The 26,459-nt window shown below is 67.1% G+C and carries 24 protein-coding genes; 18 read left to right on the top strand and 6 right to left on the bottom strand.

From position 1 onward, the window contains the following. The first annotated feature begins 1 nt into the window (after nt 1). The 11 genes from ureC to urtE all read left to right on the top strand — a co-directional run bounded on the left by ureC (nt 2) and on the right by urtE (nt 10,641). The gene (gene ureC, locus ACQY78_RS11390; protein WP_428685666.1) at nt 2-2,047 is read left to right on the top strand and encodes an urease subunit alpha; all 2,046 of its coding nucleotides are present in this window, start codon (nt 2-4) and stop codon (nt 2,045-2,047) included. Between the two features lie 122 nt (nt 2,048-2,169). Next, nucleotides 2,170-2,658, top strand: coding sequence for an urease accessory protein UreE (locus ACQY78_RS11385; RefSeq protein ID WP_428685664.1), 489 nt, complete (start codon nt 2,170-2,172; stop codon nt 2,656-2,658). After that, nucleotides 2,651-3,334, top strand: coding sequence for an urease accessory protein UreF (locus tag ACQY78_RS11380; RefSeq protein WP_428685662.1), 684 nt, complete (start codon nt 2,651-2,653; stop codon nt 3,332-3,334). Before ACQY78_RS11385 ends, ACQY78_RS11380 begins: the two co-directional genes overlap by 8 nt. 8 nt (nt 3,335-3,342) lie before the next feature. Beyond that, nucleotides 3,343-3,759 carry a DUF3995 domain-containing protein gene (locus tag ACQY78_RS11375; protein ID WP_428685660.1) on the top strand — a complete coding sequence of 139 codons (417 nt, stop codon included), beginning with the start codon at nt 3,343-3,345 and terminating at the stop codon, nt 3,757-3,759. Continuing rightward, nucleotides 3,756-4,379, top strand: a complete 624-nt coding sequence (gene ureG / locus ACQY78_RS11370) for an urease accessory protein UreG (protein ID WP_425067633.1) — start codon at nt 3,756-3,758, stop codon at nt 4,377-4,379. The genes ACQY78_RS11375 and ureG overlap by 4 nt, the downstream gene beginning before the upstream one ends. 16 nt (nt 4,380-4,395) lie before the next feature. Then, nucleotides 4,396-4,968, top strand: a complete 573-nt coding sequence (locus ACQY78_RS11365; protein WP_428685657.1) for a HupE/UreJ family protein — start codon at nt 4,396-4,398, stop codon at nt 4,966-4,968. 111 nt (nt 4,969-5,079) lie between these two features. Then, complete coding sequence (gene urtA / locus ACQY78_RS11360) at nt 5,080-6,366, top strand: urea ABC transporter substrate-binding protein (protein WP_428686359.1); 1,287 nt, start codon at nt 5,080-5,082, stop codon at nt 6,364-6,366. A 78-nt stretch (nt 6,367-6,444) separates the two neighbouring features. Continuing rightward, entirely contained in the window at nt 6,445-8,058 is a 1,614-nt protein-coding gene (gene urtB / locus ACQY78_RS11355) for an urea ABC transporter permease subunit UrtB (RefSeq protein WP_428685655.1), read from the top strand. Further along, nucleotides 8,058-9,176, top strand: coding sequence for an urea ABC transporter permease subunit UrtC (gene urtC / locus ACQY78_RS11350; RefSeq protein ID WP_428685653.1), 1,119 nt, complete (start codon nt 8,058-8,060; stop codon nt 9,174-9,176). Before urtB ends, urtC begins: the two co-directional genes overlap by 1 nt. Beyond that, nucleotides 9,173-9,943 (top strand): urea ABC transporter ATP-binding protein UrtD, encoded by a 771-nt coding sequence (gene urtD, locus ACQY78_RS11345; protein ID WP_428685651.1) that lies wholly within the window; start codon nt 9,173-9,175, stop codon nt 9,941-9,943. The genes urtC and urtD overlap by 4 nt, the downstream gene beginning before the upstream one ends. A gap of 2 nt (nt 9,944-9,945) precedes the next feature. After that, nucleotides 9,946-10,641, top strand: a complete 696-nt coding sequence (urtE, locus tag ACQY78_RS11340; protein ID WP_425069927.1) for an urea ABC transporter ATP-binding subunit UrtE — start codon at nt 9,946-9,948, stop codon at nt 10,639-10,641. A gap of 182 nt (nt 10,642-10,823) precedes the next feature. Here the strand turns inward: urtE and ACQY78_RS11335 are convergent, their stop codons facing one another. After that, on the bottom strand, nt 10,824-12,530 hold the full coding sequence (locus tag ACQY78_RS11335) for an N-acyl-D-amino-acid deacylase family protein (protein WP_428685649.1): 1,707 nt from the start codon (nt 12,528-12,530) through the stop codon (nt 10,824-10,826). Nucleotides 12,531-12,608: 78 nt separating this feature from the next. Between ACQY78_RS11335 and ACQY78_RS11330 the strand changes: the two genes are divergently transcribed. The 4 genes from ACQY78_RS11330 to ACQY78_RS11315 are packed head-to-tail and all read left to right on the top strand — an operon-like array spanning nt 12,609 to nt 16,698. Then, complete coding sequence (locus ACQY78_RS11330; RefSeq protein WP_428685647.1) at nt 12,609-13,730, top strand: NADH:flavin oxidoreductase/NADH oxidase; 1,122 nt, start codon at nt 12,609-12,611, stop codon at nt 13,728-13,730. 39 nt (nt 13,731-13,769) lie between these two features. Beyond that, a complete protein-coding gene (locus ACQY78_RS11325; RefSeq protein WP_428685645.1) occupies nt 13,770-14,984 on the top strand; it encodes a CoA transferase in 1,215 nt (404 codons plus the stop codon). Then, nucleotides 14,971-16,149, top strand: a complete 1,179-nt coding sequence (locus ACQY78_RS11320; protein WP_428685643.1) for a 3-hydroxybenzoate 6-monooxygenase — start codon at nt 14,971-14,973, stop codon at nt 16,147-16,149. Before ACQY78_RS11325 ends, ACQY78_RS11320 begins: the two co-directional genes overlap by 14 nt. 39 nt (nt 16,150-16,188) lie before the next feature. Beyond that, on the top strand, nt 16,189-16,698 hold the full coding sequence (locus tag ACQY78_RS11315; RefSeq protein WP_428685641.1) for a DUF1772 domain-containing protein: 510 nt from the start codon (nt 16,189-16,191) through the stop codon (nt 16,696-16,698). 25 nt (nt 16,699-16,723) lie between these two features. Here the strand turns inward: ACQY78_RS11315 and alsS are convergent, their stop codons facing one another. Next, complete coding sequence (gene alsS / locus ACQY78_RS11310) at nt 16,724-18,382, bottom strand: acetolactate synthase AlsS (RefSeq protein WP_428685639.1); 1,659 nt, start codon at nt 18,380-18,382, stop codon at nt 16,724-16,726. A 136-nt stretch (nt 18,383-18,518) separates the two neighbouring features. Here alsS and ACQY78_RS11305 point away from each other — a divergent pair, with 136 nt between their 5' ends. Further along, nucleotides 18,519-18,983, top strand: coding sequence for a carboxymuconolactone decarboxylase family protein (locus ACQY78_RS11305; protein ID WP_428685637.1), 465 nt, complete (start codon nt 18,519-18,521; stop codon nt 18,981-18,983). 107 nt (nt 18,984-19,090) lie between these two features. Beyond that, nucleotides 19,091-20,023, top strand: a complete 933-nt coding sequence (gene panE / locus ACQY78_RS11300; protein ID WP_428685635.1) for a 2-dehydropantoate 2-reductase — start codon at nt 19,091-19,093, stop codon at nt 20,021-20,023. A gap of 37 nt (nt 20,024-20,060) precedes the next feature. Here the strand turns inward: panE and ACQY78_RS11295 are convergent, their stop codons facing one another. Then, entirely contained in the window at nt 20,061-20,423 is a 363-nt protein-coding gene (locus ACQY78_RS11295) for a hypothetical protein (protein WP_428685633.1), read from the bottom strand. 259 nt (nt 20,424-20,682) lie between these two features. On the opposite strand from ACQY78_RS11295, the gene ACQY78_RS11290 reads away from it, so the two are divergent. Next, complete coding sequence (locus ACQY78_RS11290; protein WP_428685631.1) at nt 20,683-21,393, top strand: retropepsin-like aspartic protease family protein; 711 nt, start codon at nt 20,683-20,685, stop codon at nt 21,391-21,393. Nucleotides 21,394-21,416: 23 nt separating this feature from the next. On the opposite strand, the gene ACQY78_RS11285 is transcribed toward ACQY78_RS11290, so the two are convergent. The 3 genes from ACQY78_RS11285 to ACQY78_RS11275 all read right to left on the bottom strand — a co-directional run bounded on the left by ACQY78_RS11285 (nt 21,417) and on the right by ACQY78_RS11275 (nt 26,442). Continuing rightward, nucleotides 21,417-22,379: a Bug family tripartite tricarboxylate transporter substrate binding protein gene (locus ACQY78_RS11285; RefSeq protein WP_428685629.1), complete on the bottom strand. Its 963-nt coding sequence runs from the start codon at nt 22,377-22,379 to the stop codon at nt 21,417-21,419. A gap of 115 nt (nt 22,380-22,494) precedes the next feature. Next, nucleotides 22,495-24,222: a hydantoinase B/oxoprolinase family protein gene (locus tag ACQY78_RS11280; protein WP_428685627.1), complete on the bottom strand. Its 1,728-nt coding sequence runs from the start codon at nt 24,220-24,222 to the stop codon at nt 22,495-22,497. Between the two features lie 147 nt (nt 24,223-24,369). Beyond that, complete coding sequence (locus ACQY78_RS11275) at nt 24,370-26,442, bottom strand: hydantoinase/oxoprolinase family protein (protein ID WP_428685625.1); 2,073 nt, start codon at nt 26,440-26,442, stop codon at nt 24,370-24,372. Between the last annotated feature and the right edge of the window lie 17 nt (nt 26,443-26,459).

Below are 26,459 nucleotides of genomic sequence, written 5' to 3'. Positions count from 1 at the left end.
CATGATTCCAGGTGAGATCCTTCCGGCCGACGGCGAACTCGAGCTCAACAAGGGCCGCAACCCGATCACCATCGAGGTCGCCAATACCGGCGACCGGCCGATCCAGGTCGGCAGCCACTATCATTTCTTCGAGACCAACGACGCGCTGAAGTTCGACCGCAAGCGGACCAAGGGCATGCGGCTCGACATCGCCGCCGGCACCGCCGTGCGCTTCGAGCCGGGCCAGTCGCGCACCGTGCGGCTCACGCCCTACATGGGTGGGCGCGAGAGCCATGGCTTCCAGGGGCGCGTCGGCGGCAAGCTGGGACCGATCGCCAAGGTTGGACCCTCGAACGAAGGCGCGACCCGCATCTCGCGCTCGGCCTATGTCCACATGTTCGGTCCCACCGTGGGCGACAAGGTGCGGCTCGCGGATACCGAGCTCTTCATCGAGGTCGAGAAGGACCACACGATCTACGGCGAGGAAGTGAAGTTCGGCGGCGGCAAGGTGATTCGCGATGGCATGGGCCAGAGCCAGCGCACGCGCGCGCAGGGCGCCGTCGACACCGTCATCACCAATGCGCTGATCGTCGATCACTGGGGCATCGTGAAGGCCGATATCGGCCTCAAGGGCGGGGTGATCGTCGCGATCGGCAAGGCCGGCAACCCCGACGTCCAGCCGGGTGTCGACATCATCATCGGTCCCGGCACCGAAGCGATCGCGGCCGAAGGCAAGATCATCACCGCGGGCGGCATCGACTGCCACATCCATTTCATCTGCCCGCAGCAGATCGACGACGCGCTCTACAGCGGCGTGACCACGATGATGGGCGGCGGCACCGGCCCGGCGCATGGCACGCTGGCGACGACCGTGACGCCCGGCCCCTGGCACATGGGCCGCATGCTGCAGGCCGCCGAAGGCTTGCCGATGAATCTCGGCTTCTTCGGCAAGGGCAACACGAGCAAGCCGGCCGGCCTCAAGGAGCAGATCGAGGGCGGCGCCTGCGGCCTCAAGCTGCACGAGGACTGGGGCACCACGCCCGCCGCCATCGACAATTGCCTCAGCGTCGCCGACCGCTACGACGTCCAGGTCGCGATCCACACCGATACGCTGAACGAGTCGGGCTTCGTCGAGACGACGCGCGCCGCCTTCAAGGGCCGCACCATCGCGACCTTCCACACGGAAGGCGCGGGCGGCGGCCATGCGCCCGACATCATCCGGTTGGCCGGCGAGAAGAACGTCCTGCCCAGCTCGACCAATCCGACGATGCCCTACACGGTGAACACCGTGGACGAGCATCTCGACATGCTGATGGTCTGTCATCATCTCGATGCCGCCATCCCGGAAGACGTGGCCTTCGCCGAGAGCCGCATCCGCAAGGAGACCATCGCGGCGGAGGATATCCTCCACGATATGGGCGCCTTCTCGATGATGTCGTCCGACAGCCAGGCGATGGGCCGGGTCGGCGAGGTCGTGATCCGCACCTGGCAGACCGCCGACAAGATGAAAAAGCAGCGCGGCCGCCTGAAGGAGGAGAAGGGCGACAACGACAATTTCCGCGTCAAGCGCTACGTCGCCAAGTACACGATCAATCCCGCCATCACCCACGGCATCGCCAAGCATGTCGGCTCGGTCGAAGTCGGCAAGCGCGCCGATCTCGTGATGTGGTCGCCGGCCTTCTTCGGCGCCAAGCCCGACATGGTGCTGATCGGCGGCTCGATCGTCGCGGCTCCCATGGGCGATCCCAATGCCTCGATCCCGACGCCGCAGCCGGTCCACTACCGGCCGATGTTCGGCGCTTTCGGGCGCAGCCTGGTGATGAGTCCCGTGCTGTTCGTCAGCCAGGCCGCCATTACCCAGGGCGTCGCCAAGAAGTGGGGACTCACCCGCTCGCTGCTTCCGGTGAAGGGCACGCGCAAGATCGGCAAGAAGAACATGATCCACAATTCGACCTGCCCGAAGATCGACGTCGATCCCGAGACCTACGAGGTGCGGGCCGATGGCGAGCTGTTGACCTGCGAGCCGGCGACGTCGCTGCCGATGGCGCAAAGGTATTTTCTGTTCTAGGCACAGCGCATGCGACCCCAAGATTGTCATCCCGAGCGTAGCGAGGGACCCTTCCTGTTGTTTCAAAGGTCCCTCGCTGCGCTCGGGATGACAATGGATGAGAGTTGCGCGAGGGCATGCCAATGAAGCGCGCCATCGAGGTCGTGCGTGCCGGCGGTTGGCCGGCCTCCGAGCGCACCGACACCGTCACCCTGCTGTTCGACGACCGTTACCGGCGCCGCCTGCGGATGCTGGGCGACGACGGGCTCGACTTTCTGCTCGACCTGGTCGAACCCGTGGTGCTGCACACTGGCGACGGGCTGCGGCTGGAGGAGGGCGGCTTCGTCGAGGTGAAGGCCGCCGACGAGGATCTCGTCGAGGTGCGCGGGCGCGATGCCGCGGCGTTCGCGCGTCTCGCCTGGCATCTCGGCAATCGCCACCTGCCGACGCAGATCGACAGCGATCGCATCCTGATCCGCGACGATCACGTCATCGTCGACATGCTGAAGGGCCTCGGCGCCGAGGTGCGCAAGGTCCGCGCCCCCTTCGATCCGGAGGGCGGCGCCTACGGCCAGCACAATCACGACACCGGTCATCGCCACGGTGAGCTGCACGCGGAGCGTCATGGCTAGCGACCCGCTGTATAGGCTGCTTGCCTGGCTCTCGCCCTCCTATCCGATCGGCGCCTTCAGCTACAGCCACGGCGTCGAGACTGCGGTGGAAGAGGGGTTGATCCGGGACCGCGCCACGCTGGTGGCGTGGCTGGACAGCGTCCTGCGGCGCGGCACCGGCGCCGTCGACGGCGCCCTGTTCGCGGCGGGCTGGCGGGCGGTCGGCGCGGCCGACTGGCCTGGGTTCGACGCCATTGCCGAGCGCGCCGCTGCCTGGCGCGGCACCTCGGAAATGGCGCTGGAATCGCGCCAGCAGGGCGGCTCGTTCCTCTCCATCACCCGGACGGCCTGGCCGCATGCCGCCCTCGACGAGGCCCACCAGCGCCTCGACGGCGAGCTGGCCCTGCCGGTCGCCGTGGCGCTCGCCGCCGCGGCCCATGGCATCGCGCTCGAACAGGCGCTGGCGGCCTATCTCCATGCCTTCACGGCCAACCTGATCTCGGCCGCACTGCGCGCCGTGCCGCTCGGTCAGACCGACGGCCAGGTCGCCTTGGCTGCGCTCGAAGATTCGGTCAACGAAACGACCCGGGCCGCCATCGCGGTCGACTCCCTGGACGAGGTCGGGACGGCGGCGCCGCTCCTCGACTGGTGCTCGCTCCGTCACGAAACCCAGTACACGCGGCTTTTTCGTTCATGACAGCCCTGATGGCTCTTCTTCTCACGATCGGCGTCGGCGCCATTGCCGTCATCCATGTGGTTTGGGGGCTGGGTAGCCACTGGCCGGAGGCGAGTGAGGAGGCCCTGGCCCGGAGCGTCGTCGGTGACGGACGCCGCCGCATGCCGCCGGCCTGGCAGTGCTTCCTGGTGGCGCTCGTCCTCGCCGTGATGGCCCTATGGCCCTGGTACGTGCTGGGTCGTATCGACCAGCCTGCGGTGTTGGCGGGCACCTACATGATCGCCGGCATCTTCGCGGCGCGCGGGATCGCGGGCTTCAGCCATCGCTGGCGGGCGCATTTCACCATCGAACCGTTTGCCACGCGCAACAGACGATACTATTCGCCTTACTGCCTGTTGCTCGGCGTGGGATATATCGCCCTGGTGGCTGGAGAACTGGACAAATGAGCCTTCGTGGTCCGCTCAGAGTGGGGGTCGGCGGCCCTGTCGGATCGGGCAAGACTGCGCTCGTCGAACGCCTGTGCAAGCGCATGCGCGATCTCTACGACATCGCCGTCGTCACCAACGACATCTACACCAAGGAAGACGCCGAGTTCCTGACCCGTGCCGGCGCGCTGGCGCCCGAGCGCATCGTCGGGGTCGAGACGGGCGGTTGCCCGCACACGGCCATCCGCGAGGACGCCTCGATCAATCTCGCCGCCGTTTCGGATATCGTGCGCAAGTGGCCGGATCTCGAGGTCATCTTCGTCGAATCCGGCGGCGACAATCTCGCCGCGACCTTCTCGCCGGAGCTGGCCGATCTCACGATCTACGTGATCGACGTCTCCGCCGGCGAGAAGATCCCGCGCAAGGGCGGGCCCGGCATCACGCGGTCGGACTTGCTGGTCATCAACAAGATCGACCTGGCGCCGCTGGTCGGGGCCGACCTTGGCGTCATGGACCGCGACGCCCGCAGGATGCGCGGCCAACGGCCTTTCATTTTCTCCAATCTCAAGGAGAATAAGGGCCTGGAAGACATCGCGGCCTTCATCGTACGGCAAGGCGGACTGCCTGCACGGCTGAACTAGAAGATAGGAGCACTCAATGAACATTCGAACGATCCGCTTGGCGGTTTTGCTCGTTATGGTGGCAAGCCCGGTGCTGGCCCATCCGGGGCATGAGACCTCGGGATTCGCTCATCCCTTTACCGGCGTCGATCACCTGCTGGCGATGATCGGTGTTGGCATATGGGCCTCCTTGCTGGCCGTGAAGCGCCCGGCGGCCGCGTATCTCGTGCCGGCTTCCTTCATCGCGATGATGCTCGTCGGAGCAGCTGCCGGATTCGCGGGCATCAAACTGCCTCTGGTGGAGGCGGTGATCGTCGCATCGGTGCTGATGCTAGGCGCACTCATCATAGCTGCAGTGCGTGTGCCGTCTGCGTTGGCCATGGCTGTCGTTGGACTTTTTGCGGTGTTCCACGGCTACGCGCACGCCACGGAAGCGCCCGCGAGCGGGACTGCCCTCTACATTCTGGGCTTCGTTGCGGCCACGGCCTTGCTGCACGCTGCAGGCCTGGGACTCGGCTGGGTTGCACGCCGCGCCGTCGGCGACCTGGGATTGCGCGCCTTGGGCGGCGCGGTGATGGCCGGGGGCGCGCTCGTCCTGATCGCCAACTAATCCTTATCCCAAGGGCATCCGGCGGGTTTGGCACGACTTTCGCATTCCTTGAATTCCGGCGGGGAGAGTCCGTCGAAAGACAAGGAGAGCGGGATGAAATTGGGAACACTCATGCGGACGGGCCTCGTTGCCGCCGGCCTCGTGGCCAGCGCGGCGACCAGCGCGTTCGCCCAGGCGGGGGAGACGATCAAGGTCGGTATCCTCCATTCACTGTCGGGCACGATGGCGATCAGCGAGACGACCCTGAAGGACGTCGTGCTGATGATGATCGAGGAGCAGAACAAGAAGGGCGGCCTTCTGGGCAAGAAGCTCGAGGCCGTGGTGGTCGACCCGGCGTCGAACTGGCCGCTGTTCGCCGAGAAGGCGCGCGAGCTGCTGCAGAAGGAAAAGGTCGCCGTGGTGTTCGGCTGCTGGACCTCGGTCAGCCGCAAGTCCGTGCTGCCGGTGTTCGAGGAGCTGAACGGCATCCTCTTCTACCCGGTCCAGTACGAGGGCCAGGAGAGCCAGCGTAACGTGTTCTACACCGGCGCCGCGCCGAACCAGCAGGCGATCCCGGCCGTCGACTACCTGATGAGCAAGGACGGCGGCGAAGTGAAGCGCTGGGTCCTGGCCGGTACCGACTACGTCTATCCGCGCACGACCAACAAGATCCTCGAGGCGTACCTGCTCCAGAAGGGCGTCGCGAAGGAAGACATCATGATCAACTACACGCCGTTCGGTCATTCCGACTGGCAGTCGATCGTGGCCGACATCAAGAAGTTCGGCTCGGCCGGCAAGAAGACCGCCGTCGTGTCGACCATCAACGGCGACGCCAACGTTCCCTTCTACAAGGAACTCGGCAACCAGGGCATCAAGGCCAAGGACATCCCGGTCGTGGCCTTCTCGGTCGGCGAAGAAGAGCTCGCCGGCATCGACACCAAGCCGCTGGTCGGCCATCTCGCGGCCTGGAACTACTTCCAGTCGGTCAAGGATCCGACCAACGCGGAGTTCATCAAGACCTGGCAGGCCTTCACGAAGAACGCGAAGCGCGTGACCAACGATCCGATGGAAGCTTCGGTGATCGGCTTCAACATGTGGGTCGAGGCGGTCAAGAAGGCCGGCACGACCGATCCCGACAAGGTGATCGACGCGATCATCGGCATCAAGGTCCCCAACCTGACGGGTGGTGTCTCCGAGATGCTGCCGAACCATCACATCACCAAGCCGGTGCTGATCGGCGAGATCGAGGGCAATGGCCAGTTCGACGTGGTGTGGAAGACTCCCGGCCTCGTCCCGGGCGCCGCGTGGTCGCCGATCCTCGACGACTCCAAGAACCTGAAGGCTGATTGGACGAAGCCCGTGAACTGCGGAAACTTCGACACCGTCGCCAACAAGTGCATCGGCAAGGCGGCCAAGTAGGTCGACGCGCAGGACTCACAGGACGGGGCGACTTTGTTGGTCGCCCCGTTTCCATCTCCCGGGGTTAAGTCACAGCACATGCTTCTTTATCGACCGTTCTCGGTCCTGCTCTCCGTGCTGGCGTCGCTGGCACTGGCCGGAGCGGCCCTCGCGGCCGACCTCACGGCCCTCGTCGGGAATCTGACCTCCGGCGGTTTGGGCGAGCGCGAGGCGGCGATCACTGCGCTGGCGACGTCGGGCGACGAACGCGCCGCGCCGATCCTCGAAGCCCTGGGGGCCGGGCAGCTCTATATCCGAAATTCCGACAAGCTCGTGGTCATCGGCAAGGTCGACGGCAACAGGCTGGCGCTGAGCGAAGCGATCTCCGGCAAGCCGGCGGGCAGTGCCGTCGAGGCCGACCTGGAACGCGTGAGGGTCAACAACCGCCTGCGCGGCACGATCGAGGCCGCGGTCGGTTCGCTCACCCTGATGAGCCCCAATGCCAAGGTCCGGCTCAACGCCGCCGACGCGCTCTTCAAGCGCCGCGATGCCACGGCTCTGGCGGCCCTCGACCAGGCGCTGGCCACCGAAAAGGATCCCGGCATCAAGCGCGCGATGAGCGAGGCGCGTGCCGCCATCGTGCTCGCGACCCCTGATTCGCCGTCGGCGCAGAAGCTCGCCGCGATCGGCGTGGTTCGTGACCGTGCCGACCGCGATTCGCTGGGCATTCTCAAGACCGTCGCTGCCAGCTCCGACGGCGAGGTCAAGACGGCTGCCACGGCGGCGGCCGATTCGATCGAGCAGACGCTGGCCGCCTGGCAGATGGCGCAGAACGTCTGGTACGGCATCTCTCTCGGCTCCGTGCTGCTGCTGGCCGCCATCGGCCTCGCCATCACCTTCGGCACCATGGGCGTGATCAACATGGCGCATGGCGAGATGGTCATGCTTGGCGCCTACACGACCTTCGTCGTCCAGGAAGTCATCCGCACCTCGGCGCCGCATCTGTTCGACGTCTCGCTGGTGATCGCGCTGCCGCTCGCCTTCCTCGTCTCGGGTGCCATCGGCATCCTGATCGAACGCACCATCATCCGCTTCCTTTATGGCCGCCCGCTCGACACGCTGCTTGCGACCTGGGGACTGTCGCTCGTGCTGCAGCAGGCGGTGCGCTCGATCTTCGGCTCGTCCAACCGCGAGGTCGGGGCGCCGTCGTGGATGTCGGGGGCCTTCCAGCTTGGCCAGCTCAACATCACCTATGGACGCCTCTGGATCGTGGTGTTCGCGTTGATCGTGTTCGCCTCGCTGATCCTGCTGCTGCGCAAGACGCCGCTCGGCCTCTACATGCGCGCCGTCACGCAGAACCGGCCGATGGCGTCGGCCGTCGGCATCCGCACGCCGCGGGTCGACGCGCTGACCTTCGGCCTCGGCTCCGGCATCGCCGGCCTGGCGGGCGTGGCGCTGAGCCAGATCGACAATGTCAGCCCCAACCTCGGTCAGGGCTACATCATCGACTCCTTCATGGTGGTGGTGTTCGGTGGCGTCGGAAACCTGTTCGGCACCCTGATCGGAGCGTTGACGCTCGGCGTCGTGAACAAGTTCCTCGAACCCTACGCCGGCGCCGTGCTGGGCAAGATCCTGGTGCTGGTGTTCATCATCCTCTTCATCCAGCGCCGGCCGCGCGGGTTGTTCGCGCTGAAGGGACGTTCGGTCGAATAATGGTCACACGGTTCCTCTGGCAGGGCATGACCCGTAACCTGCGCCTCTTCGTCCTGCTGGTTCTGGCGGTCGGCATCCTCGTGCCGCTGTCGAACCTGCTGCTGCCGGTCGACAGTGCCTTTCGCATGCCGTCCTGGGCGGTACAGCTCGTCGGCAAGTATCTCTGCTACGCCTCGCTGGCGCTGGCCGTCGATCTCGTCTGGGGCTTCTGCGGCATCCTCACGCTCGGCCATGCCGCCTTCTTCGCGCTCGGCGGCTACTGCATGGGCATGTACCTGATGCGCCAGATCGGCACGCGCGGCGTGTACGGCAATCCCCTCCTGCCGGACTTCATGGTGTTCCTGAACTACAAGGAACTGCCCTGGTTCTGGCACGGCTTCGACAGCTTCTGGTTTGCTGCACCGATGATCGTGCTGGTGCCGAGCCTGCTCGCGCTGGGGCTCGGCTGGTTCGCCTTCCGCAGCCGCGTCACCGGCGTCTATCTGTCCATCATCACCCAGGCGATGACCTTCGCCCTGCTGCTGGCCTTCTTCCGCAACGACATGGGGCTGGGCGGCAACAACGGCCTGACCGACTTCAAGGACATCCTCGGCTATTCGGTCCAGTCCGACACGACGCGCGCCGTGCTGTGCTTTGTCTCGGCCCTCGCGCTGGCGATCTTCCTGGTGATCTCGGCGGCCGTTGTCGGCTCGCGCTTCGGCAAGGCCCTGACCGCGGTACGCGACGCCGAGAGTCGGATGCGGTTCCTGGGCTACCGGGTCGAGCGCTACAAGCTGTTCGTCTTCGTGCTGTCGGCGGCAATGGCCGGCATCGCGGGCGCGCTCTACGTGCCGCAGGTCGGCATCATCAATCCCGGTGAGTTCTCGCCCGGCAATTCGATCGAGGCGGTGCTGTGGGTCGCGGTCGGTGGGCGGGGCACGCTGATCGGGCCGGTGATCGGCGCCTTCATCGTGAATTTCGGCAAGACCTGGCTCACCGGCGCGCTGCCGGAGGTCTGGCTGTTCGCGCTCGGCGCCCTGTTCATCGTCGTGACGCTGCTGCTGCCCAAGGGCGTCGTCGGCCTGTGGAACCAGTTCAGGAATCGATCGCGCGAGCGACAGGCGAGGGCTGCGGCATGAAGGCCCCCGGCATCACTCACGCGCGCTCCACGTCGGCGCTTCTCTATCTCAGCGGCGTCAGCGTCTCGTTCGACGGCTTCAAGGCGCTGAACAATCTCTCCCTCCTGATCGAGCCCGGTGAGATGCGGGCGATCATCGGGCCCAATGGCGCCGGCAAGACCACCATGATGGACGTGATCACCGGCAAGACCCGGCCCGACTCGGGCGAGGTGGTGTTCGACGGCAGGGCCGACCTCACCAAGCTCGACGAGGCCAGCATCGCCACACTCGGCATCGGCCGCAAATTCCAGAAGCCCACCGTGTTCGACAACCACACGGTGCGCGACAATCTCCTGCTGGCGCTGGCCGGCATGCGGGGCTGGTACCAGTTGCTCATGGCGGCGCCCAGCAAGGCCGAGAACGACCGGCTGGAGGAGATCCTGTCGATCATCCGCATGGGACCGCAGCAGCACATGCTGGGCGCCCGGCTCAGCCACGGCCAGAAGCAGTGGCTCGAGATCGGCATGCTGCTGGCGCAGAATCCCAAGCTGATGCTGGTCGACGAGCCGGTCGCCGGCATGACCGACGTCGAGACCGAGACCACCGCGCAGGTGCTGCGCGAGGTCAACAAATCGCATTCGGTCGTCGTGGTCGAGCACGACATGAGCTTCGTGCGCGCTCTCGGCGTCAAGGTGACCGTGCTGCACGAGGGCTCGACCCTGGCCGAGGGTTCGCTCGACCAGGTGAGCGCCGACCCGCGTGTTGTCGAAGTGTATCTCGGACGATGACGATGCTTTCAGCCCAGAACGTCAATCTCTACTACGGCGCTGCCCAGGCGCTGCGCGGCGTGTCGCTGACGGCCACGATCGGTCGCGTCACCTGCCTGCTCGGGCGCAACGGCGTCGGCAAGACCAGCCTGCTGCGTGCGATCTCCGGCATGCAGTCGATTGCTTCGGGAACCATCCAGGTCGATGGCCAGGAAGTCTCGAAACTGCCGCCCTACGAACGCGCCCGCCGCGGCGTGGCGCTGGTGCCGCAGGGCCGCGAGATCTTCCCGCTGCTGACGGTGAAGGAGAATCTCGAGACCGGATTCGCGCCGGTCGGCCGCGAGCACAAGAAGGTGCCGGACGAGGTGTTCGAGCTCTTCCCGGTGCTGCAGTCGATGCTGAAGCGCCGCGGCGGCGATCTCTCGGGCGGCCAGCAGCAGCAGCTGGCGATCGGCCGCGCGCTCACCATGCGGCCCAAGCTGCTGCTGCTCGACGAGCCGACCGAAGGCATCCAGCCCTCGGTCATCAAGGATATCGGCCGCGCCATCGTCTACCTGCGCCAGCGCGGCGACATGGCGATCGTGCTGGTCGAGCAATATCTCGATTTCGCCCATGAACTCGCCGACGACTTCGCGGTCATGGACCGCGGCGAAGTCGTTCTCTCGGGCACCCGCGAGACGTTCGATGTCGAGGCCGTGCGCAAGCACATGACGGTGTAAGTCGCCGGCCAAGGCGGCGCTTAAAAGGCAGATATCATTAATTGTCGTCCTGAGCGAAGCGAAGGACCTTGCGCGTCGACCAAAGGACTCCCGTGCTGGCGTGAGATCCTTCGCTTCGTTCAGGATGACATGAGGGGCTAATTGTCATCCCGTTTACCGGTCAGCTTTTAAATCACTTCGCGCTATCGCGCCGTCTGCGCACCGCGCACCAGCCGGCCGGGGCGTTCGCCGGTCAAATCGTCGTTCTGCAGCGTTTCGACGCCGGCATTGAACGTGTGCCGGTAGCCCGAGGCGCGCTGGATCAGGCGGCGGCCGCCAGTCGGCAGGTCGTAGGCAACCTCGGGGCGCTTCAGGGTCAGGGCGTCGAAGTCGATCACGTTGATGTCGGCCTTGTGGCCCGGCGCCAGCAGCCCGCGGTCCATCAGCCCATAGGCCTCGGCCGTGCCACGCGTCTGCTTGGCGATCAGGAATTCGAGGTCGAGCTTCGGTCCTCGGGTGCGGTCGCGGCCCCACAGGGTCAGCAGCGAGGTCGGCGAGGAGGCGTCGCAGATCACGCCGACATGGGCACCGCCGTCGGCGATGCCCAGCACCGATGCGGGGTCGGTGATCATCTCGTGCACCACGTCGAGGCTGCCATAGGCATAGTTCTCGAAGGGCAGCATCAGGAGACCCTTGCCGCCGCGTGACATCATCTCCTCGAGTGCCACCGCCTGCGGCGTGCGTCCCGTGCGCTGCGCGATGGACGCGATCGAATCCTTGGTGTCGGGTTCGTAGTCGGGCCGCTCGCCGATCGGGAACATCCGGTCGAAGGCCTCGGCCATGAAGGCGCGCGGGTTGGGCTCCTGCTGCGTCTCGGTGAGCGCCATGCGCAGGTCGGCGTCGGTGGCGAGGCGCTGGTAGCGCTCCTCGGGCGACAGTTTGCGCATGTCGAGCCAGGCGCGATGACCCGCGAACGGATGCGCCGTCGTCTCGAGGCCCATGATGACGCCGATCGGCCTTGAGCCCACCTGCGCGTTGGCCATGCGGCCGCTGCGGCGCACGGCGTTGATCTGGTCGAGTGTCTCGCGCCAAAGCTTGGGCTGCGCGTCGACCTGTACCAGCAGGCAGGAGAGCGGACGGCCGGCCAGCTTCGCGGCCGCGTCCAGCGCTTCGAACTCGCCCGGCCCGAAGTCGGAATTGACCTGCAGCACGCCACGGCCGGCGCGCTTCATGCCCTGGGCAATGCCCAGCAACTCGGCCTCGCGGGCGCTGAGCGTGGGCGTGAAGCGGCCGTCACGGGCCTTGTGCTTGGTGGTGCGCGAGGTGGTGAAGCCCATGGCGCCGGCGTGCAGCGCTTCCTCGGTGAGACGGGCCATCTCCTCGATCTCGCGTTCGGTCGGCACCTCGGCATGCTCGGCACCGCGATCGCCCATCACGTAGAAGCGCAGCGCGCCATGCGGCAGCTGTGCGGCCACGTCGACCGCGCGATCCATCGAGGCCAGCGCATCGAGATAATCGGGAAAGGATTCCCAGTTGAACTTCACGCCCTCGCTGAGGACGGTGCCGGGAATGTCCTCGACGCCTTCCATCAGGTTGATGAGGTAACCCGAGGCGCCGGGCCGCACCGGCGCGAAGCCGACGCCGCAATTGCCGAACACCGTCGTCGTGACGCCATGCCAGGAGGACGGCGTGACGAACGGGTCCCAGGTCGCCTGTCCATCGTAGTGGGTGTGGATGTCGACGAAGCCTGGGGCAACGATCAGCCCGTCGGCGTCGATCTCGCGCTTGCCCTGTCCCAGCTTGGGACCGACGGCGGCGACGCGATCACCTTGCACTGCAACATCGGCGATTCGGCGCGGGGCGCCCGAGCCGTCGATCACGGTTCCGTTTCGGATGACGAGGTCAAACATGGGGGGAGGATAGGCCCTGAGGGTCGCCCCGGTCTATGTTGGGCTTTCCGTAAGCCATCCCGTCCGGGGGACCGACCTTTGCAGAAACCGCTTCTCTTCACGCCGCTCAAGATGCGCGGCGTCACCGCACCCAATCGCTGCGTCGTTTCCCCCATGGTCCAGTTCCGCGCGACGGACGGGCTGGTGAACGATTTCCACCTCGTCCATCTCGGCAAGTTCGCGCTGGGCAAGTTCGGCACCGTCTTTACCGAGAATTGCGCCGTTGAACCGAGAGGCCGCGTCACGCAGGGCGATCTCGGCCTGTGGGACGACGGCCAGATCGCGAGCCACAAGCGACTGACCGATTTCATCCGCGGCGAGGGCGTGCTGTCGGCGACCCAGATCACCCACTCGGGTCGCAAGGGCTCGACGCCGCGTACCTTCGACAAGCGCGGCCAGTTCGGACCCGAAGGCGCCGGCTGGCAGAAATGGGAAGTGGTCGGCCCGACCGATCTTGCGGCGGCCGAAGGGTGGCTGAAGCCGCGAGCCCTGTCGGTTGCCGAGATCGAGGAGCTGGTGCAGAAGTTCGCGGCCGCGGCGAAGCGGGCCGATGCAGCGGGCTACGACGTGCTCGAGGTGCATGGTGCGCATGGCTACCTGCTGGCGCAGTTCCTCTCGCCGATCAGCAACACACGCAACGATCAGTATGGTGGCGACCGCGCCGGCCGCATGCGCTTCCCGCTCGACGTGGCGCGCGCCGTGCGTGAGGCGTGGCCGGAGAACAAGCCGCTGTTCGTGCGCGTCTCTGCCGTCGATGGCGGCGGCGGCTGGGACGTCGATGACACGGTGGCCTTCGCCCAGGAGCTGAAGGCGATCGGCGTCGACGTGATCGACTGCTCCTCCGGCGGTATCGCCGGTGCCGCGACCGCGGCCGGTGTGAAGCGCGGCCTTGGTTTCCAGGTGCCGTTCGCTTCGGCCGTGAAGAAGCAGGCGGGCATCGCCACGATGGCTGTCGGCCTGATCCTCGACGGGCCGCAGGCCGAGGCGATCCTGCAGTCGGGCGACGCCGACCTGATCGCGATCGGCCGCCAGGCGCTCTACGAGCCGTTCTGGGCGTTGCACGCCGCGCAGGCGCTGGGCTGCGATCCCGACTTCGAGCTGTGGACGCCGGAATACGGCTGGTGGCTGGAGAAGCGCGAGCACACGCTCGGGCGCAAATAGCGACGCGCGCGACAACGAACCAAGACACGGGAAACGTACATGACAGGCATTCTCGCGGGCCTCCGCATCGTCGAAGGCTCGGCATTCATCGCTGCGCCGCTGGGCGGCATGACGCTCGCCCAGATGGGCGCCGACGTGATCCGCTTCGACGACATCAAGGGCGGTCTCGACAATGAGCGCTGGCCAGTCACGCAAGATGGCCGCTCGATCTACTGGGCCGGTCTCAACAAGGGCAAACGTTCGATCGCCGTCGATCTGCGCAATCCCAAAGGGCGCGAGCTGCTGACGGCGCTGATCACCGCGCCGGGCGAGGGTGCGGGCATCTTCACCACCAACATGCCGGCGCGCGGCTGGCTCGCCTACGAGGAGCTGGCGAAGAAGCGCACCGACCTGATCGCGCTCAACATCATCGGCGCGCGCGACGGTTCAGCCCATGTCGACTACACGGTGAACGCCATTACCGGCTTCCCCATGGTCACCGGCCCGGTCGGCCATGAAGGACCGGTGAACGCGGTCTGCCCGCCGTGGGATCTGGCCGCCGCCTATGCCGGCGCCCTCTCGCTTCTGGCCGCCGAACGCCATCGCCGCATGACGGGGCAGGGGCAGAAGATCGTGCTGCCGCTGCAGGACATGGCGCTCGCGACCACTTCGGCGCTGGGCTATCTCGGCGAAGCGGTCGTGAACGACGTCGACCGGCCGCGCTTCGGCAACGAGATCTTCGGCACCTTCGGCCGCGACTTCCGCACGAAGGATGGCCGCTTCGTGATGATCTGCATCTTCTCGGACCGCCACGTCGACGCATTGGCGGCGGCCGGTGGATTCACGGACGCCTTCCGGAAGATCGAGGTCGAGACCGGCGTCGATCTCAAGAGCGATGCCGGCCGCTGGGACGCCCGCCAGCAGCTCATTGCCGTGATCGAGCCGTGGGTCGCTGCCCACGATGCGGCGGACGTCTCGGCGGCTTTGAAGAAGGCCGGCGCCCTCTGGGCGCCCTACCAGACGTTCCGCGAGCTGGCCGCCGACAGAGCGAACGTGCTCGACAATCCGATGTTCACCATCCTCGAACAGCCCGGCATCGGCCGCTATCCCGTCGCCGCCTCGCCGATGCAGTTCGGCGCCGTGCCGCGGCAGCCGCCGCAGCCGGCGCCCGTCCTCGGCCAGCATACGGACGAGATCCTTTCCGGTATCCTCGGCCTGCCCGGGCACGAGATCGCCCGTTTGCATGACGACAAGGTCATCGGTGGCCCCCGATAGGATTCTCATCGCCGGCGGCGGCATCGGCGGACTGGCGGCGGCGCTGGCGCTCGCCCAGAAGGGCATCGCCTCGCAGGTGCTCGAGAAAGCGAGCCGCCTCGGGGAGATCGGCGCCGGCATCCAACTCGGCCCCAACGCCTTCCACTGTTTCGATCGGCTCGGGGTCGGCGAAGCCGCACGCAGCATGGCGGTCTATATCGACCAGCTGCGGCTGATGGATGCGCTGGCCGACGGCGAGATCTGCCATATCGATCTCGGCGACAGGTTCCGCGCACGTTTTGGCAATCCCTATGCCGTCGTCCATCGCGGTGATCTTCATGGCGTGCTGCTGAAAGGCTGCCAGGATCATCCGCTGATCGAGCTTCGCACCAGCGCCGAGGTCGCCGGATACGTTCAGGATGGCACCTCGGTCGTCGCCCGGCTCCGCAACGGCGAGACGGTCGAGGGCCTTGCCCTGATCGGTGCGGATGGGCTGTGGTCGAACGTGCGTGCGCAGGTGACCAATGACGGTCCGCCGCGCGTGTCGGGACACACGACCTACCGCTCGGTGATTCCGACCGATCAGATGCCCGAGGACCTGCGCTGGAACGCCGCCACCCTGTGGGCGGGCCCGAAGTGCCACATCGTCCACTATCCGCTGTCGGGCTGGAAGCTGTTCAATCTGGTCGTGACCTATCACAACCATGCCCCCGAGCCGGTCGCCGGCAAGCCGGTAGACACGGAAGAGGTGCGCGAGGGCTTCTTGCATGTCTGCGAACGGGCGCAGAACATCATACGTCGTGGCCAGAACTGGCACATGTGGGTTCTCTGTGACCGTGACCCGGTCGACCGCTGGGTCGACGGGCGGGTGGCTCTGCTGGGCGACGCTGCACACCCCATGCTGCAGTACATGTCACAGGGAGGCTGCATGGCGATGGAGGATGCCGTGTGCCTCGCCGATTCGCTGTCCAGCGGCGATTCCATCGAGACCGGTCTCGTCACCTATCGTGACCGTCGTGTCCTGCGCACGGCAAGAACACAGCTCATGTCCCGCGAGATGGGCGATCACGTCTATCATCCGGCCGGCCCGCATGCGGCCTTGCGCAACGCCATCATGGGCGCGCGGACCCAGGACCAGTGGCTCGATACGCTCGAGTGGCTTTACGGCGGCAACGGCCTCGGCTAGGGCTGCAGCTTCGTAGGGTGGGTCAGCGGAGTTTCAGGGATGCGCCACGTCTTCTTCGTCCTCGCCTTGCTGTGCACCGCGCTGAGCGCGGGCATCTTCTATTCCTTCTCGACCATCATCATGCCGGGCCTCGATCTCGGCGGCGCCGCCTCGGCCGTCAACGCCATGCACGGCATGAACACCACCGTGCGCGGCCCGATCTTCGCCATCGTCTTCTTCGGCGCTCTGATCCTGCCGCTGCTGGCGGCGCTGGGCGCTCGCTCGGCCGGCCATCGCAGCGCGGCGCGACTTGCCGGCCTCGCCGCGCTGATCCATGCCGCCGCGGTGATCGGTGTCACCTTGCAGGTCAATGTGCCGCTGAACGAGACGCTGGCCACCGTGGCGGGTGCCGACGCCAACGCCGCGAGCTACTGGAAGGACTTCTCCGTGCCGTGGGCGCTGTGGAACCACGTCCGCACGCTTGGCGCGATCCTGGCGTTCCTCTGCCTGCTCGGTGCCTGGGCGCTCGACCTGACGTCGGCCGGCCGCCGGTCCTACGGCCTGCGCTGATCGCGGACCGTGAGCGAAGAGGACGTCAGATGATGACGTCCTCGTGCATCGCGGCCATCAGGCTCGGATTGTCGCGATAGTCGACGTGCACGCCGACCAGGACCGGGCCATCCATCGCCATCGCCTTCCGGAGCGTCGGGCCGACATCGTCGGCGTCCTTGATCATCAGGCCCTGCGCGCCCATCGCCTCGGCGAACTTCACCAGGTCCACGGGGCCGAAATGCACGCCTGAATCGCGGCCGTAGGCCGCGACCTGCTGGATGCCGACCATGTTGTAGCTGCCGTCGATCCAGACGACGTGCACGAAGTTGCACTTGAGGCGGACCGCCGTCTCGAGTTCGACCGCGGAGAACAGGAAGCCGCCATCGCCGGAGATGGAGATCACCTTGCGGCCGGGCTCCGCCAGGCAGGCGGCGATGCCCCATGGGAGGGCGACGCCCAAGGTCTGCTGGCCGTTGCTGATCATGATCTGCCGCGGCCGGTGGCTGATGAGGTGCCGCGCCATCCAGATATGGAAGGAGCCCATGTCGGAGCAGAGCGTCACGTCCTCGTCGATCAGCTTCTGCAGCTCATGCACCAGCCGCAGCGGATGGACCGGGGCGCCGGAGCGCTTGGCGGCCTCGGCAGCCACGGTGGCGCGCTCGCGCTGGATCTCCGCCAGCAGCGCCGTCTGCGTCGGGCGATCCTTCGGCTGCAACAGCGCCGACAGGGCACGCAGGGTGGCGGCACTGTCGCCCATCAGTTCGATGTCGGGGCGGTAGTACTGGTCGTAGTCCGCCGGGATGAAGTCGATGTGGATCAGCTTGCGCTTGCGTCCGGCGTTCCAGAGCGCCGGGTCGTATTCCACCGGATCGAAACCCACGGTGATGACGACGTCCGCCTCGTCGAGCAGTCGGTCGGCCGGCTGGTTGTGGAACAGCCCGACCCTTCCGCCGAAACAGTCGAGCCGGTCGCGCGGGACCACGCCCGCGGCCTGGTAGGTGCCGGCGACGGCCAGCCGCGTGCGTGAGAGCAGCGCACGCACCGCCAGGGAGACGGGCCCCTGGCTCGCCAGCATGCCGAGCAGCATCACCGGCCGTTCCGCCGCGTCGATCATGGCGGCGGCGGCGGCGATCGCTTCCGTGTTGGCCGCGCCGAGCGCCGGGATGGTCGCGGGGGTGAGTACAACGCCGGGAGCGGGCGCCTTCATGACGTCCTTGGGCAGGCCGAGAAAGGCTGTACCCGGACGGCCCGATTCGGCGGCGCGGAAGGCGGCGGCGGTCGCTTCGGAGATCGCCGACGGCGAATCGATCTCGGCGGCATACTTGGTGATGGGGCGCAGCAATGCCACCGTGTCCATGCTCTGGTGCGCCTGCTTCAGCCGGTCGGCGATCGGTACGGCGCCGCCCAGTGCCACGACCGGGTCGCCCTCGGTATTGGCGGTGGCCAGGCCGGTTGCCAGGTTTGAGACGCCGGGGCCAGACGTCACGAGCACCACGCCGGCCTTGCCGGTCAGCCGGCCCAGGCCACCCGCAATGAAGGTCGCGTTCTGCTCGTGCCGGCAGACGACCAGCTTGATCTTCGAATCGGCAAGCGCATCGAAGACCGGGTCGATCTTGGCGCCGGGAATGCCGAATATGTACTCCACGCCCTGGGCTTCGAGGTTGCGTACCAGCAGGTGTGCGCCGTTCTTCGGGTCGCTCATTCGACATCTCCCAGACTCAAGTCGGGATGACTATGCCCGAGCGCGGAGGGCCTGTCGTGGCTGCGGTAGCGACGGCATTGAAGCTTCTCCACACAGGAGAGTGCGGCTAGGGTCTCGGCGGAAAGCGAGGTCCACCATGGCACGAACGAAGAAGAGCGTGGCGAATCCGCACGACGAGCGCTCGGCGGAATATCAACGGGGTATGCATGAGATCCGCAAGCAGCTCGGACCAATGGCGGATTCCTATATCCGCAACATCAAGGCGCTGGCGCCGGAATTCGCCTGGGTGAATGTCACCTTCCCGTTCGGCGAGCTCTACACGCGCGATGTCATCGATCTCAAGACGCGCGAACTCTGCACCGTCGCGGCGCTTACGGTACAGGGCTTCTCCCTGGTCGAGCTGAAGCTGCACGTGAAGGCGGCCTTACGTTGCGGCGCCTCGCGTGCCGAAGTGACCGAGATCATCACCCAGATGATCGCCTATTGCGGCTTTCCGGCAGCCACCAATGCGTTGATGACCATGAAGGAAGCGTTCGACGAACTCGACGCCGAAACGAGCAAGAAGCCGCGCAAGACCCTGAAGAAGGCGCGACGCAAGTAGATCAGGCCTCACGGCAGGAATTCTTCGGGCGTTCCAAGGAATTGTCGCGCGAAGCCGGATCCCGCCTTCACTAAGGTCAGGTGCATCGAAGCCTGAGGGATCTGGACATGCGTATTCTGGTGGTCGGTGCCGGCGCGATCGGCGGCTATTTCGGCGCGCGGCTGCTGGCGGCGGGGCGCGACGTCACTTTTCTGGTGCGGCCGGGCCGGGCGGCGCAGCTCGCCAGGACCGGCCTGGTGGTGAAGAGCAAGCTGGGCGATCTCGACCTTCCGGCGCCGCCAACGGTTACGGCCGACAGGTTGGCCGGGCCTTACGACCTCATCCTGTTGAGCTGCAAGGCCTTCGATCTCGACAATGCGATTGATTCGTTTGCGCCGGCCGTCGGGCCGGACTCGGCGATCCTCCCGTTGCTGAACGGCATGAGCCATCTCGATTCGCTGGTGACGCGCTTCGGCGAGCATGCCGTCCTGGGCGGTCAGTGCGCGATCTCGCTGGTGCTCGATCCCGAGGGCCGTGTGCTGCACCTGAACGATGGCGGCACGATCTCCTTCGGCGAGCGCTCCGGTTCGCGGACCGCGCGCATCGATGCGATCGCGGAAGCCTTCGCCGCCGCCCAGGTCCAAGGCGGCGGGAGCGAGACCATCCTTCAGGAGATGTGGGAGAAGTGGGTGTTCATCTCCACGGCCGCGGGCATCACCTGCCTGATGCGCGCCGCGGTGGGGGACATCGTGGCGGCGGGAGCGGCCGATCGCACGCTGGCCCTGTTCGACGAGATCTCGTCGATCGCCGCGTCACAGGGCTTCGCGCCAAGGCCGGCTTCCGTGCAGCGCGGCCGGACCATGCTCACGACCGCGGGTTCGCCGTTCACTGCATCGATGCTGCGCGACGTCGAAGGCGGCCGGCCGATCGAAGCGGATCACATGTTGGGCGACCTGCTGAAGCGCAGCGGTACGGCGGACGGTTTCCCCGTGCTGCGGCTCGCCTACGCCCATCTCAAGGCCTACGAGGCGCGTCGGGCGCGCACGCAGAGCAAGCCGTAGGAGCGACGCCGGCCGGTGAGACCGGCGTCTACTTCGTTCAGGTCTTGGGCGTCGCCGGGTTGGCCAGGATCTCGGCGCAGGCGCGGGCTACGTCGGAATCGGCATCTTTGGCGCCGGGCATCGTGGCGAAGCCGCTCTTGGCGATCACGTTGCCGCGGTCCCAGGTGCTGGCCTTGCCCAGTTCGGTGATCTTCGTCGCGGCGTCGTCCTGGCGCTTGAAGCGATCGACGCAGATCGGCGCCAGGGCGACGACGACGGCATCATGGGCCGCCGCTGCGGAATCCTTGCGCGCCGTTCCACCCGTGACCCAACCGCCCCAGGTGAAGCCCACGGCCATTGAGAGGACGGCGCCACCGACGGCGCTCCAGATCAGGGTCGAGATGTTCTTTGGCATTTCCATGGGAAATCCTTCCGGGGCCATGCAGCCCCCGCCAGCCGGCGCGCGCAGAATTGCGCAGCCGGCGATCGACAGAACGAGGAAACTCATGAACGGGGGCGGCAACTCGGGCCGGCCCAGATGCGCGTCGCCTCGGTAGGGGCGGGAGCACACACATCTCTCAGCCATCGCAGGCCAACCGTTTGGTGGGCGATGGTATAGACTTCGTACAGGTTGCGCGCGGGAGTGTCCAACCGGCTGCAATAGTGATCGGACGGAAACGATGAGACAGACGCTCTTCCTGGCGACGCTCGCCGCGACGCTCCTCTTCGAAGCTGGAGCACCTCAGGCGCAGGAGGCGGCGCAGTTCGTCGCGCAATGGCAGAAGAGCAATGCGGCCTGCCGCGCGCCGGCCACACCCGCGCTCGAAGCGATCGCCGCCTGCGAGCAGCGCGATACCTATTCGAAGCTGCTGTCGGCCTCGAACTATTGCTACGGGCCTGTCGAAGGGGCGCCTCCGGGCTGGACGCCGTGCGGCGGCGATCCGGTGGCCGGCCAGCCCAGCGCCAAGGCCCTCAAGGATGCGGCGCTGGCGCGCGCGACCGAGCGGTTCCAGAGAATGGGGGGCGTGTTCGTTCTGCCGGCGACGGTGAACGGTACCTCGACGGCCTATTTCATCGTCGATTCCGGCGCGGCCAACGTCCAGATCCCGGAGGAGCTCGCCGAGGAGATGAAGCGCAACGGCACGCTCACCGAGGCCGATTCGCTGGGCCAGCGGCGCTTCACCCTGGCCGACGGCAGCGGCCTTCAGCAGCGCATCGTGCGTCTCCGCACGATCAGGATCGGCGAGCGTACGATGGAGAACGTCATGGCGTCCGTCAGTCCGGCGCGCAGCCGGGCGTTGCTGGGGCAGAGCTTCCTGCGCCGCCTCAGCTCCTGGAAGATCGACAATGTGAGGAACTCGATCGAGTTCGAGTTCACCGGCTCGTTCTAGGATGGTCCTGACGAGCCCGTCGCTCAGGTCGGCGCCGGGATATTCGCGTCCTTGATCACCTTGCGCCAGCGCACGGTCTCGTCGGCCAGGCGCTTGGCATAGGCTTCGGGCGTGCCGCCGGTCGGGATGAAGCCGAGGGACATCAGTCTCTCGCGCACCGCCTCGACCTTCAGCGCGGCATTCACGGCCGCGTTGAGCTGCTGGATGATCTCCGGCGGCGTGCCTGCCGTCGTCGCCACGCCGAAATAGACGGCGGCCTCGAGTTCCGGCGCACCGAGTTCGCTGGCCACCGGCACGTCCGGGATGTTGGCGACGCGGCTCTTGGCGCCGCAGATCAGGCCGCGCATCGTGCCGGCGCGGATCTGCGCGTCGACCGGCGTGGTCACGTCGACGAAGGCCGGCACGTGGCCGGCGACTGCGTCGCGCAACGCCTCGGCGGCGGCCTTGTACGGGATGTGCTGGAGCTTGCCGTTGGTGCGCGTGGCGATCACCTCGCCCCAGAGATGCGGCAGGCCGCCCGAGCTCGACGTCGAATAGTGGACGGGGCCAGGCTGCGCCTTCACCCATTCGATGAACTCGGCGAAGGTCTTGGCCGGGTTGTTCGCGTTGACCGCCAGCACGCAGGGAATGTCGGCGAGCTGCGCCACCATCGCGAGGTCCTTCTGCGGGTCGATCGGCATGGGAATGTCGAAGGCCGGCTGCAGCGCCGCTGTGGTCGTCAGGATCATGAGGCTGGTGCCGTCCGGCTTGCTCTTGGCGACGTTCACCATGCCGATCATCGTGCCGCCGCCGGGCCGGTTCTCGACCACGATCGTCTTGCCGGTGTCAGCCGACATGCGCTCGGCCAGGACGCGGCCGGCCGTGTCCGTCGAGCCACCGGGCCCATACGGCACGACGAGCCGGAGCTGCCCGCTTTGACCGAAGGCGATCGACGGCAGGGTGAGGGCGGCGGCAGTGCCGGCCACGAACGTACGGCGCTGGATCATCTGAAGTCCTTCCCTGATTGTTTTCATTTTCGGGGTGGAAACTAAGTCGGGAGTTCGCGCTGCGGCAAGGCGGGCGCAATCCCTCCGACCGCCAGCCGAACGGCAGATGGCGGTTTCAGGGCAGGGGCTTGCGCAACTCCGCCGTGCGCAGGGCATCCACGCTGCTGCCGTTCGCGGCGATCGCGACGGCATAGTCCTTTTCGGCACTTTCGACGCTCACGATCCCGTCGCGCACGTCGCGCAGCACACGCTCCGGATCGCGCGTCCGAGGATCGCCATAGCCGCCGCCGCCCGGCGACAGCGCGCGATAGGCGCCGGGTCCATGGCGTTCGACGCCGTATTTCGGTGCCTGGATTCGTTCACCGTCGGCCAGGGTGAGAACGACCTCGCCTCCGGCGCCGGCCCGGCCGCCCGCGACGCCGAAGCTCGAGGGGGCACCGGCGCCCTCGCCGCGAAAGGCATAGTCGGCCGGGGTGAAGATCTCGACCTCGTAGTCGCAGCCGGCGCCGCCGCGGAAGCGGCCGGCACCCGCGGTGTCGCAGCGCAGCTCCTGTCGGCGGAAACGGGCGGGATAGAGCTGCTCATAGGTCTCGAGGTTGGGCAGGGTGAGCCCGCCCAGGGTGATGAGGTGGCCGATCAGGTGGAAGCCGTCGCGGCCCTCGACTCCGCCGCCGGCCGGGGCGCCGGCCCACTGGTACATGACGTAGCGCCCGCCATCCTCGCGGAGGCCTGCCGTGACGGCATGAACGGCCTTGGACCAGCCGGCTGAGGCGCGCTCGGGCAGTGCCTGCGCCAACGCCTTCCACATCGCGTGGATGATCTCGTGTGCCACGAACACCGTGTTCATGGTCATCGGGGCCGGCATGCGCGCGTTCACCAGCGTGCCTTCGGGCAGCCGGATCTCGACGCTGCGGAAGGCGCCTTCGTTCTTCGGCAGGTCAGGCTCGAAGAACGAGGCCAGCGACATGAAGACCGCCGAGGTCGAGTTGGCGATCGAGCTGTTCTTGAAGCCGCGCACCTGCGGCGAGGTGCCGGCGAAATCCACGACCAGCTTGCGGTCCTTCACCGTGATCGCGACGGCGATCCTCGCGTCGATTGGCTCGAAGCAGTCGTTGTCGACCGGCTCCTCGCCCTTCCATACGCCTTGCGCGAGACGGTCGATGCAGGTCTGGAAGCGCCGGTCGGCATGATCGAGCACGCCTTCGAAGAACTCGTCGGCGCGATCGACGCCGAGCTCCTCGACCAGCAGCGCCAGCCGCTCCGCGCCGATGCGGGTCGAGCCGATCATGGCGCGCAGGTCGCCATCGAGTGCGTCGGGCAGGCGCGTGTTCAGCATCAAGAGGCGCCACAGGTCGTCACGCACCTTGCCCGCTTCGATCAGCTTCAGCACCGGCAGGCGGATGCCTTCGTGGAAGATCTCGGTCGCCGCCGAATTGTAGGTGCCGGCCGCCCCGCCGCCGATATCGGCCTGGTGGGCGCGGTTGCAGGCGAAGGCCACCAGCTTGGCCCCGACGAACACAGGCCGCGTGATCACCCAGTCGGGCAGGTGGTTGCCGCCGGCCGTATAGGGATCGTTCAGCAGGAAGACGTCTTCGGGCGCGATGGCGTCCCTGAAGTCGCGCAGGATGGCGCGCACGGCGAAACCGCCACCACCGGTATGGATCGGGATGCCGTCGGCCTGGCTGATCAGGGTGCCGCGCGCGTCGGCGATGAAGCAGGAGAAATCGTGGCTCTGGCTGAAGATCGGCGAGCGCGCGGTGCGCGTCATCACCCAGCCCATCTGGTGCGAGATATGGTCGAGCCGGTTCTGCACCAGCGCGAGCGTGACGGGATCGAGGTTCATCGGCTGATCCTCCAGTCGCTTGCCTCACCCTGAGGAGGCCGCGCAGCGGCCGTCTCGAAGGGTCGGCACGAGCACCTTGCCTGTTGCCCATCCTTCGAGACGCACGCCTGCCGCGTGCTCCTCAGGATGAGGTGGTGTGGGTGAGAGCTACGTGGCATTGGCGCCGACATGCACGAGGAAATCGTCGCGCTCGTCGACTTCGAGCACGTCGCGGGGACCGACGAACGCCGTCGTCGTGCGCTCCTCGACCAGCAGCGGGCCGTCGAGGCGACAGCCGGGGCGCAGGTCGGCGCCGTCGTAGATCGGTACGTCGAGCCAGCCGGTCGCCGGATCGATCCAGACCTTGCGGGTCTCGCGCGGCTTGGGCGTGTCGGTCTGGGCTGAGCGCGCCGCGGGTGGTGTCCAGTCGAGGCGGCCTCGGGCCACGACTCTCAGCGCGGTGATGTCGATGCGGCCGCCCGGCTGGATATGGCCGAACAGGCGCTGGTGCTCGGTCTCGAAGGCCTGGCGCGCCGCGGCGGCATCGAAGCCGGATGCAGAAAGCGGCGCGCGCACCGGCCATTGCTGGCCGTCGTAGCGCAGGTCGAGCTGACGCTCGATCGCGACCTCGCCTTCGCCGAAACCATCCCGCGCCAGCGCCTCGCGCGCGCGCGCTTCGAGCTGGGCAAAGCCTGCCTCCAGCGCGGCTGTCTCGACCTTGTCGAGATCGGCCAAGAAGACCTGCAGGTAGTCCTGCCGCACGTCGGACTGCAGCATGCCCATGGCGCAGAACGCCCCGGCGGCGCGCGGCAGCAGGGCGCGGCGGCTGCCCAGGGCGCGGGCGACGGCGGTGCCGTGCATCGGCCCGGCACCGCCCGCGGCGACCAGGGTGAAGGTCGCGGGATTGTGGCCACGCTCGATGCTGAGCCGTTCGACCGCATGCAGCAGGTTCTGCTCCAGCAGGCGGATGACGCCGGCCGCCGCCTCTTCGACCGAGAGGCCGAGCGGTTTGGCGAGCTTGGTCTCGATGGCCTTGCGGGCAAGCTCCGCGTCGAGCGTGACGGCGCCGCCCGCCAGCGGGCCAGGACGCAGCCGGCCCAGCACAAGCTGCGCGTCGGTAACGGTCGGGTTCTCGCCGCCCAGCCCATAGGCTGCGGGGCCGGGTCGGGCGCCGGCGCCCTGTGGCCCGGCGTGAAGAAGGCCCGCATCGTCGACCCAGGCGATCGTGCCGCCGCCGGCGCCGACCGTATGGATCTCAACCGACGGCGTCGTGAGATGGTAGCCGTCGATGGTGAGTTCGTCGGTGACCGGCACGTCGCCGCTCGCCATCACCATCACATCGCAGCTCGTGCCGCCGATCTCCATCGAGATCAGGTTGGCTTTCTCGCCCGGCGCCGCGCATCCCTTGAGCGCGCCGACACCGGCCGCGGGGCCGGAGAGAACCAGCATCACCGGCCGCGCCGCCACCTGGTCGACCGAGACCGCGCCGCCATTGCTCTGCAGCAGCAGCAGCGATCGCGGAAGGCCGAACTGGCGCAATTGTTCGTCGAGGGCGCGCAGGTAGCTCGTCACCTTGGGCGCCACATAGGCATTCACGACGGCGGTCGAGCCGCGCTCGTATTCACCCATGGTCGGCATGACCTCGCTCGACAGCGAGACCCATTTGCCGTTCCAGCTCTTGGCGAGCTGGCCACCGACGGCGCGTTCGTGCGCGCCATCGAGGAAGGAGTTGAACAGGCATACCGCGACCGACTCGACGCCTTCTTCCGCGAAGATCCTGGCCGCGGCGTCGACGTCTTCAGGCTTCAGCGGCGCCAGCTCGGTGCCGTCGGCGGCGATGCGGCCGCGCACCGGGAGCCGCAGGTAGCGCGGCACCAGAACCTGCGGGAAGGGCGCACGATGGTCCCACTGATTCTCGCGGATGCCGCGACGGATCTCCAGCGAATCGCGGAAGCCCTCGGTCGTCAGCATGCCGACCTTGGCGCCCTTCTTCTCCAGGATCGTGTTGGTCGCCACCGTCGAGCCGTGCACGAACAGCGCGCAGTCGCGCAGGAGTGCGGTCAGCGTGATATCGAGTTGCTTGGCCGCAAGCCGCAGCACGCCCAGCACGCCTTCGCTGGGATCGGCCGGAACCGAGGGCGACTTGAAGATGCGCACGGCGCCGGCGGCGTCGCGCAGCACCATGTCGGTGAAGGTGCCGCCCACGTCGACGCCGATGCGCCAGGGGGCGACGAGGCCCATTCCGGAAGCTGGGGCGG

The organism is Reyranella sp., from assembly GCF_965279625.1.
Taxonomy (GTDB): domain Bacteria; phylum Pseudomonadota; class Alphaproteobacteria; order Reyranellales; family Reyranellaceae; genus Reyranella.
The sequence above is the reverse complement of the archived record's forward strand: the minus strand, read 5'-3'. Positions and strand labels throughout refer to the sequence as shown.

Bases quoted from the DNA above. Each gene is read 5' to 3' on its own strand.
- ureC (WP_428685666.1), top strand. From the start codon at position 2: ATGATTCCAGGTGAGATCCTTCCGGCCGACGGCGAACTCGAGCTCAAC.
- ACQY78_RS11385 (WP_428685664.1), top strand. From the start codon at position 2,170: ATGAAGCGCGCCATCGAGGTCGTGCGTGCCGGCGGTTGGCCGGCCTCC.
- ACQY78_RS11380 (WP_428685662.1), top strand. From the start codon at position 2,651: ATGGCTAGCGACCCGCTGTATAGGCTGCTTGCCTGGCTCTCGCCCTCC.
- ACQY78_RS11375 (WP_428685660.1), top strand. From the start codon at position 3,343: ATGGCTCTTCTTCTCACGATCGGCGTCGGCGCCATTGCCGTCATCCAT.
- ureG (WP_425067633.1), top strand. From the start codon at position 3,756: ATGAGCCTTCGTGGTCCGCTCAGAGTGGGGGTCGGCGGCCCTGTCGGA.
- ACQY78_RS11365 (WP_428685657.1), top strand. From the start codon at position 4,396: ATGAACATTCGAACGATCCGCTTGGCGGTTTTGCTCGTTATGGTGGCA.
- urtA (WP_428686359.1), top strand. From the start codon at position 5,080: ATGCGGACGGGCCTCGTTGCCGCCGGCCTCGTGGCCAGCGCGGCGACC.
- urtB (WP_428685655.1), top strand. From the start codon at position 6,445: ATGCTTCTTTATCGACCGTTCTCGGTCCTGCTCTCCGTGCTGGCGTCG.
- urtC (WP_428685653.1), top strand. From the start codon at position 8,058: ATGGTCACACGGTTCCTCTGGCAGGGCATGACCCGTAACCTGCGCCTC.
- urtD (WP_428685651.1), top strand. From the start codon at position 9,173: ATGAAGGCCCCCGGCATCACTCACGCGCGCTCCACGTCGGCGCTTCTC.
- urtE (WP_425069927.1), top strand. From the start codon at position 9,946: ATGCTTTCAGCCCAGAACGTCAATCTCTACTACGGCGCTGCCCAGGCG.
- ACQY78_RS11335 (WP_428685649.1), bottom strand. From the start codon at position 12,530: ATGTTTGACCTCGTCATCCGAAACGGAACCGTGATCGACGGCTCGGGC.
- ACQY78_RS11325 (WP_428685645.1), top strand. From the start codon at position 13,770: ATGACAGGCATTCTCGCGGGCCTCCGCATCGTCGAAGGCTCGGCATTC.
- ACQY78_RS11315 (WP_428685641.1), top strand. From the start codon at position 16,189: ATGCGCCACGTCTTCTTCGTCCTCGCCTTGCTGTGCACCGCGCTGAGC.
- alsS (WP_428685639.1), bottom strand. From the start codon at position 18,382: ATGAGCGACCCGAAGAACGGCGCACACCTGCTGGTACGCAACCTCGAA.
- ACQY78_RS11305 (WP_428685637.1), top strand. From the start codon at position 18,519: ATGGCACGAACGAAGAAGAGCGTGGCGAATCCGCACGACGAGCGCTCG.
- panE (WP_428685635.1), top strand. From the start codon at position 19,091: ATGCGTATTCTGGTGGTCGGTGCCGGCGCGATCGGCGGCTATTTCGGC.
- ACQY78_RS11295 (WP_428685633.1), bottom strand. From the start codon at position 20,423: ATGGAAATGCCAAAGAACATCTCGACCCTGATCTGGAGCGCCGTCGGT.
- ACQY78_RS11290 (WP_428685631.1), top strand. From the start codon at position 20,683: ATGAGACAGACGCTCTTCCTGGCGACGCTCGCCGCGACGCTCCTCTTC.
- ACQY78_RS11285 (WP_428685629.1), bottom strand. From the start codon at position 22,379: ATGATCCAGCGCCGTACGTTCGTGGCCGGCACTGCCGCCGCCCTCACC.
- ACQY78_RS11280 (WP_428685627.1), bottom strand. From the start codon at position 24,222: ATGAACCTCGATCCCGTCACGCTCGCGCTGGTGCAGAACCGGCTCGAC.
- ACQY78_RS11275 (WP_428685625.1), bottom strand. From the start codon at position 26,442: ATGGGCCTCGTCGCCCCCTGGCGCATCGGCGTCGACGTGGGCGGCACC.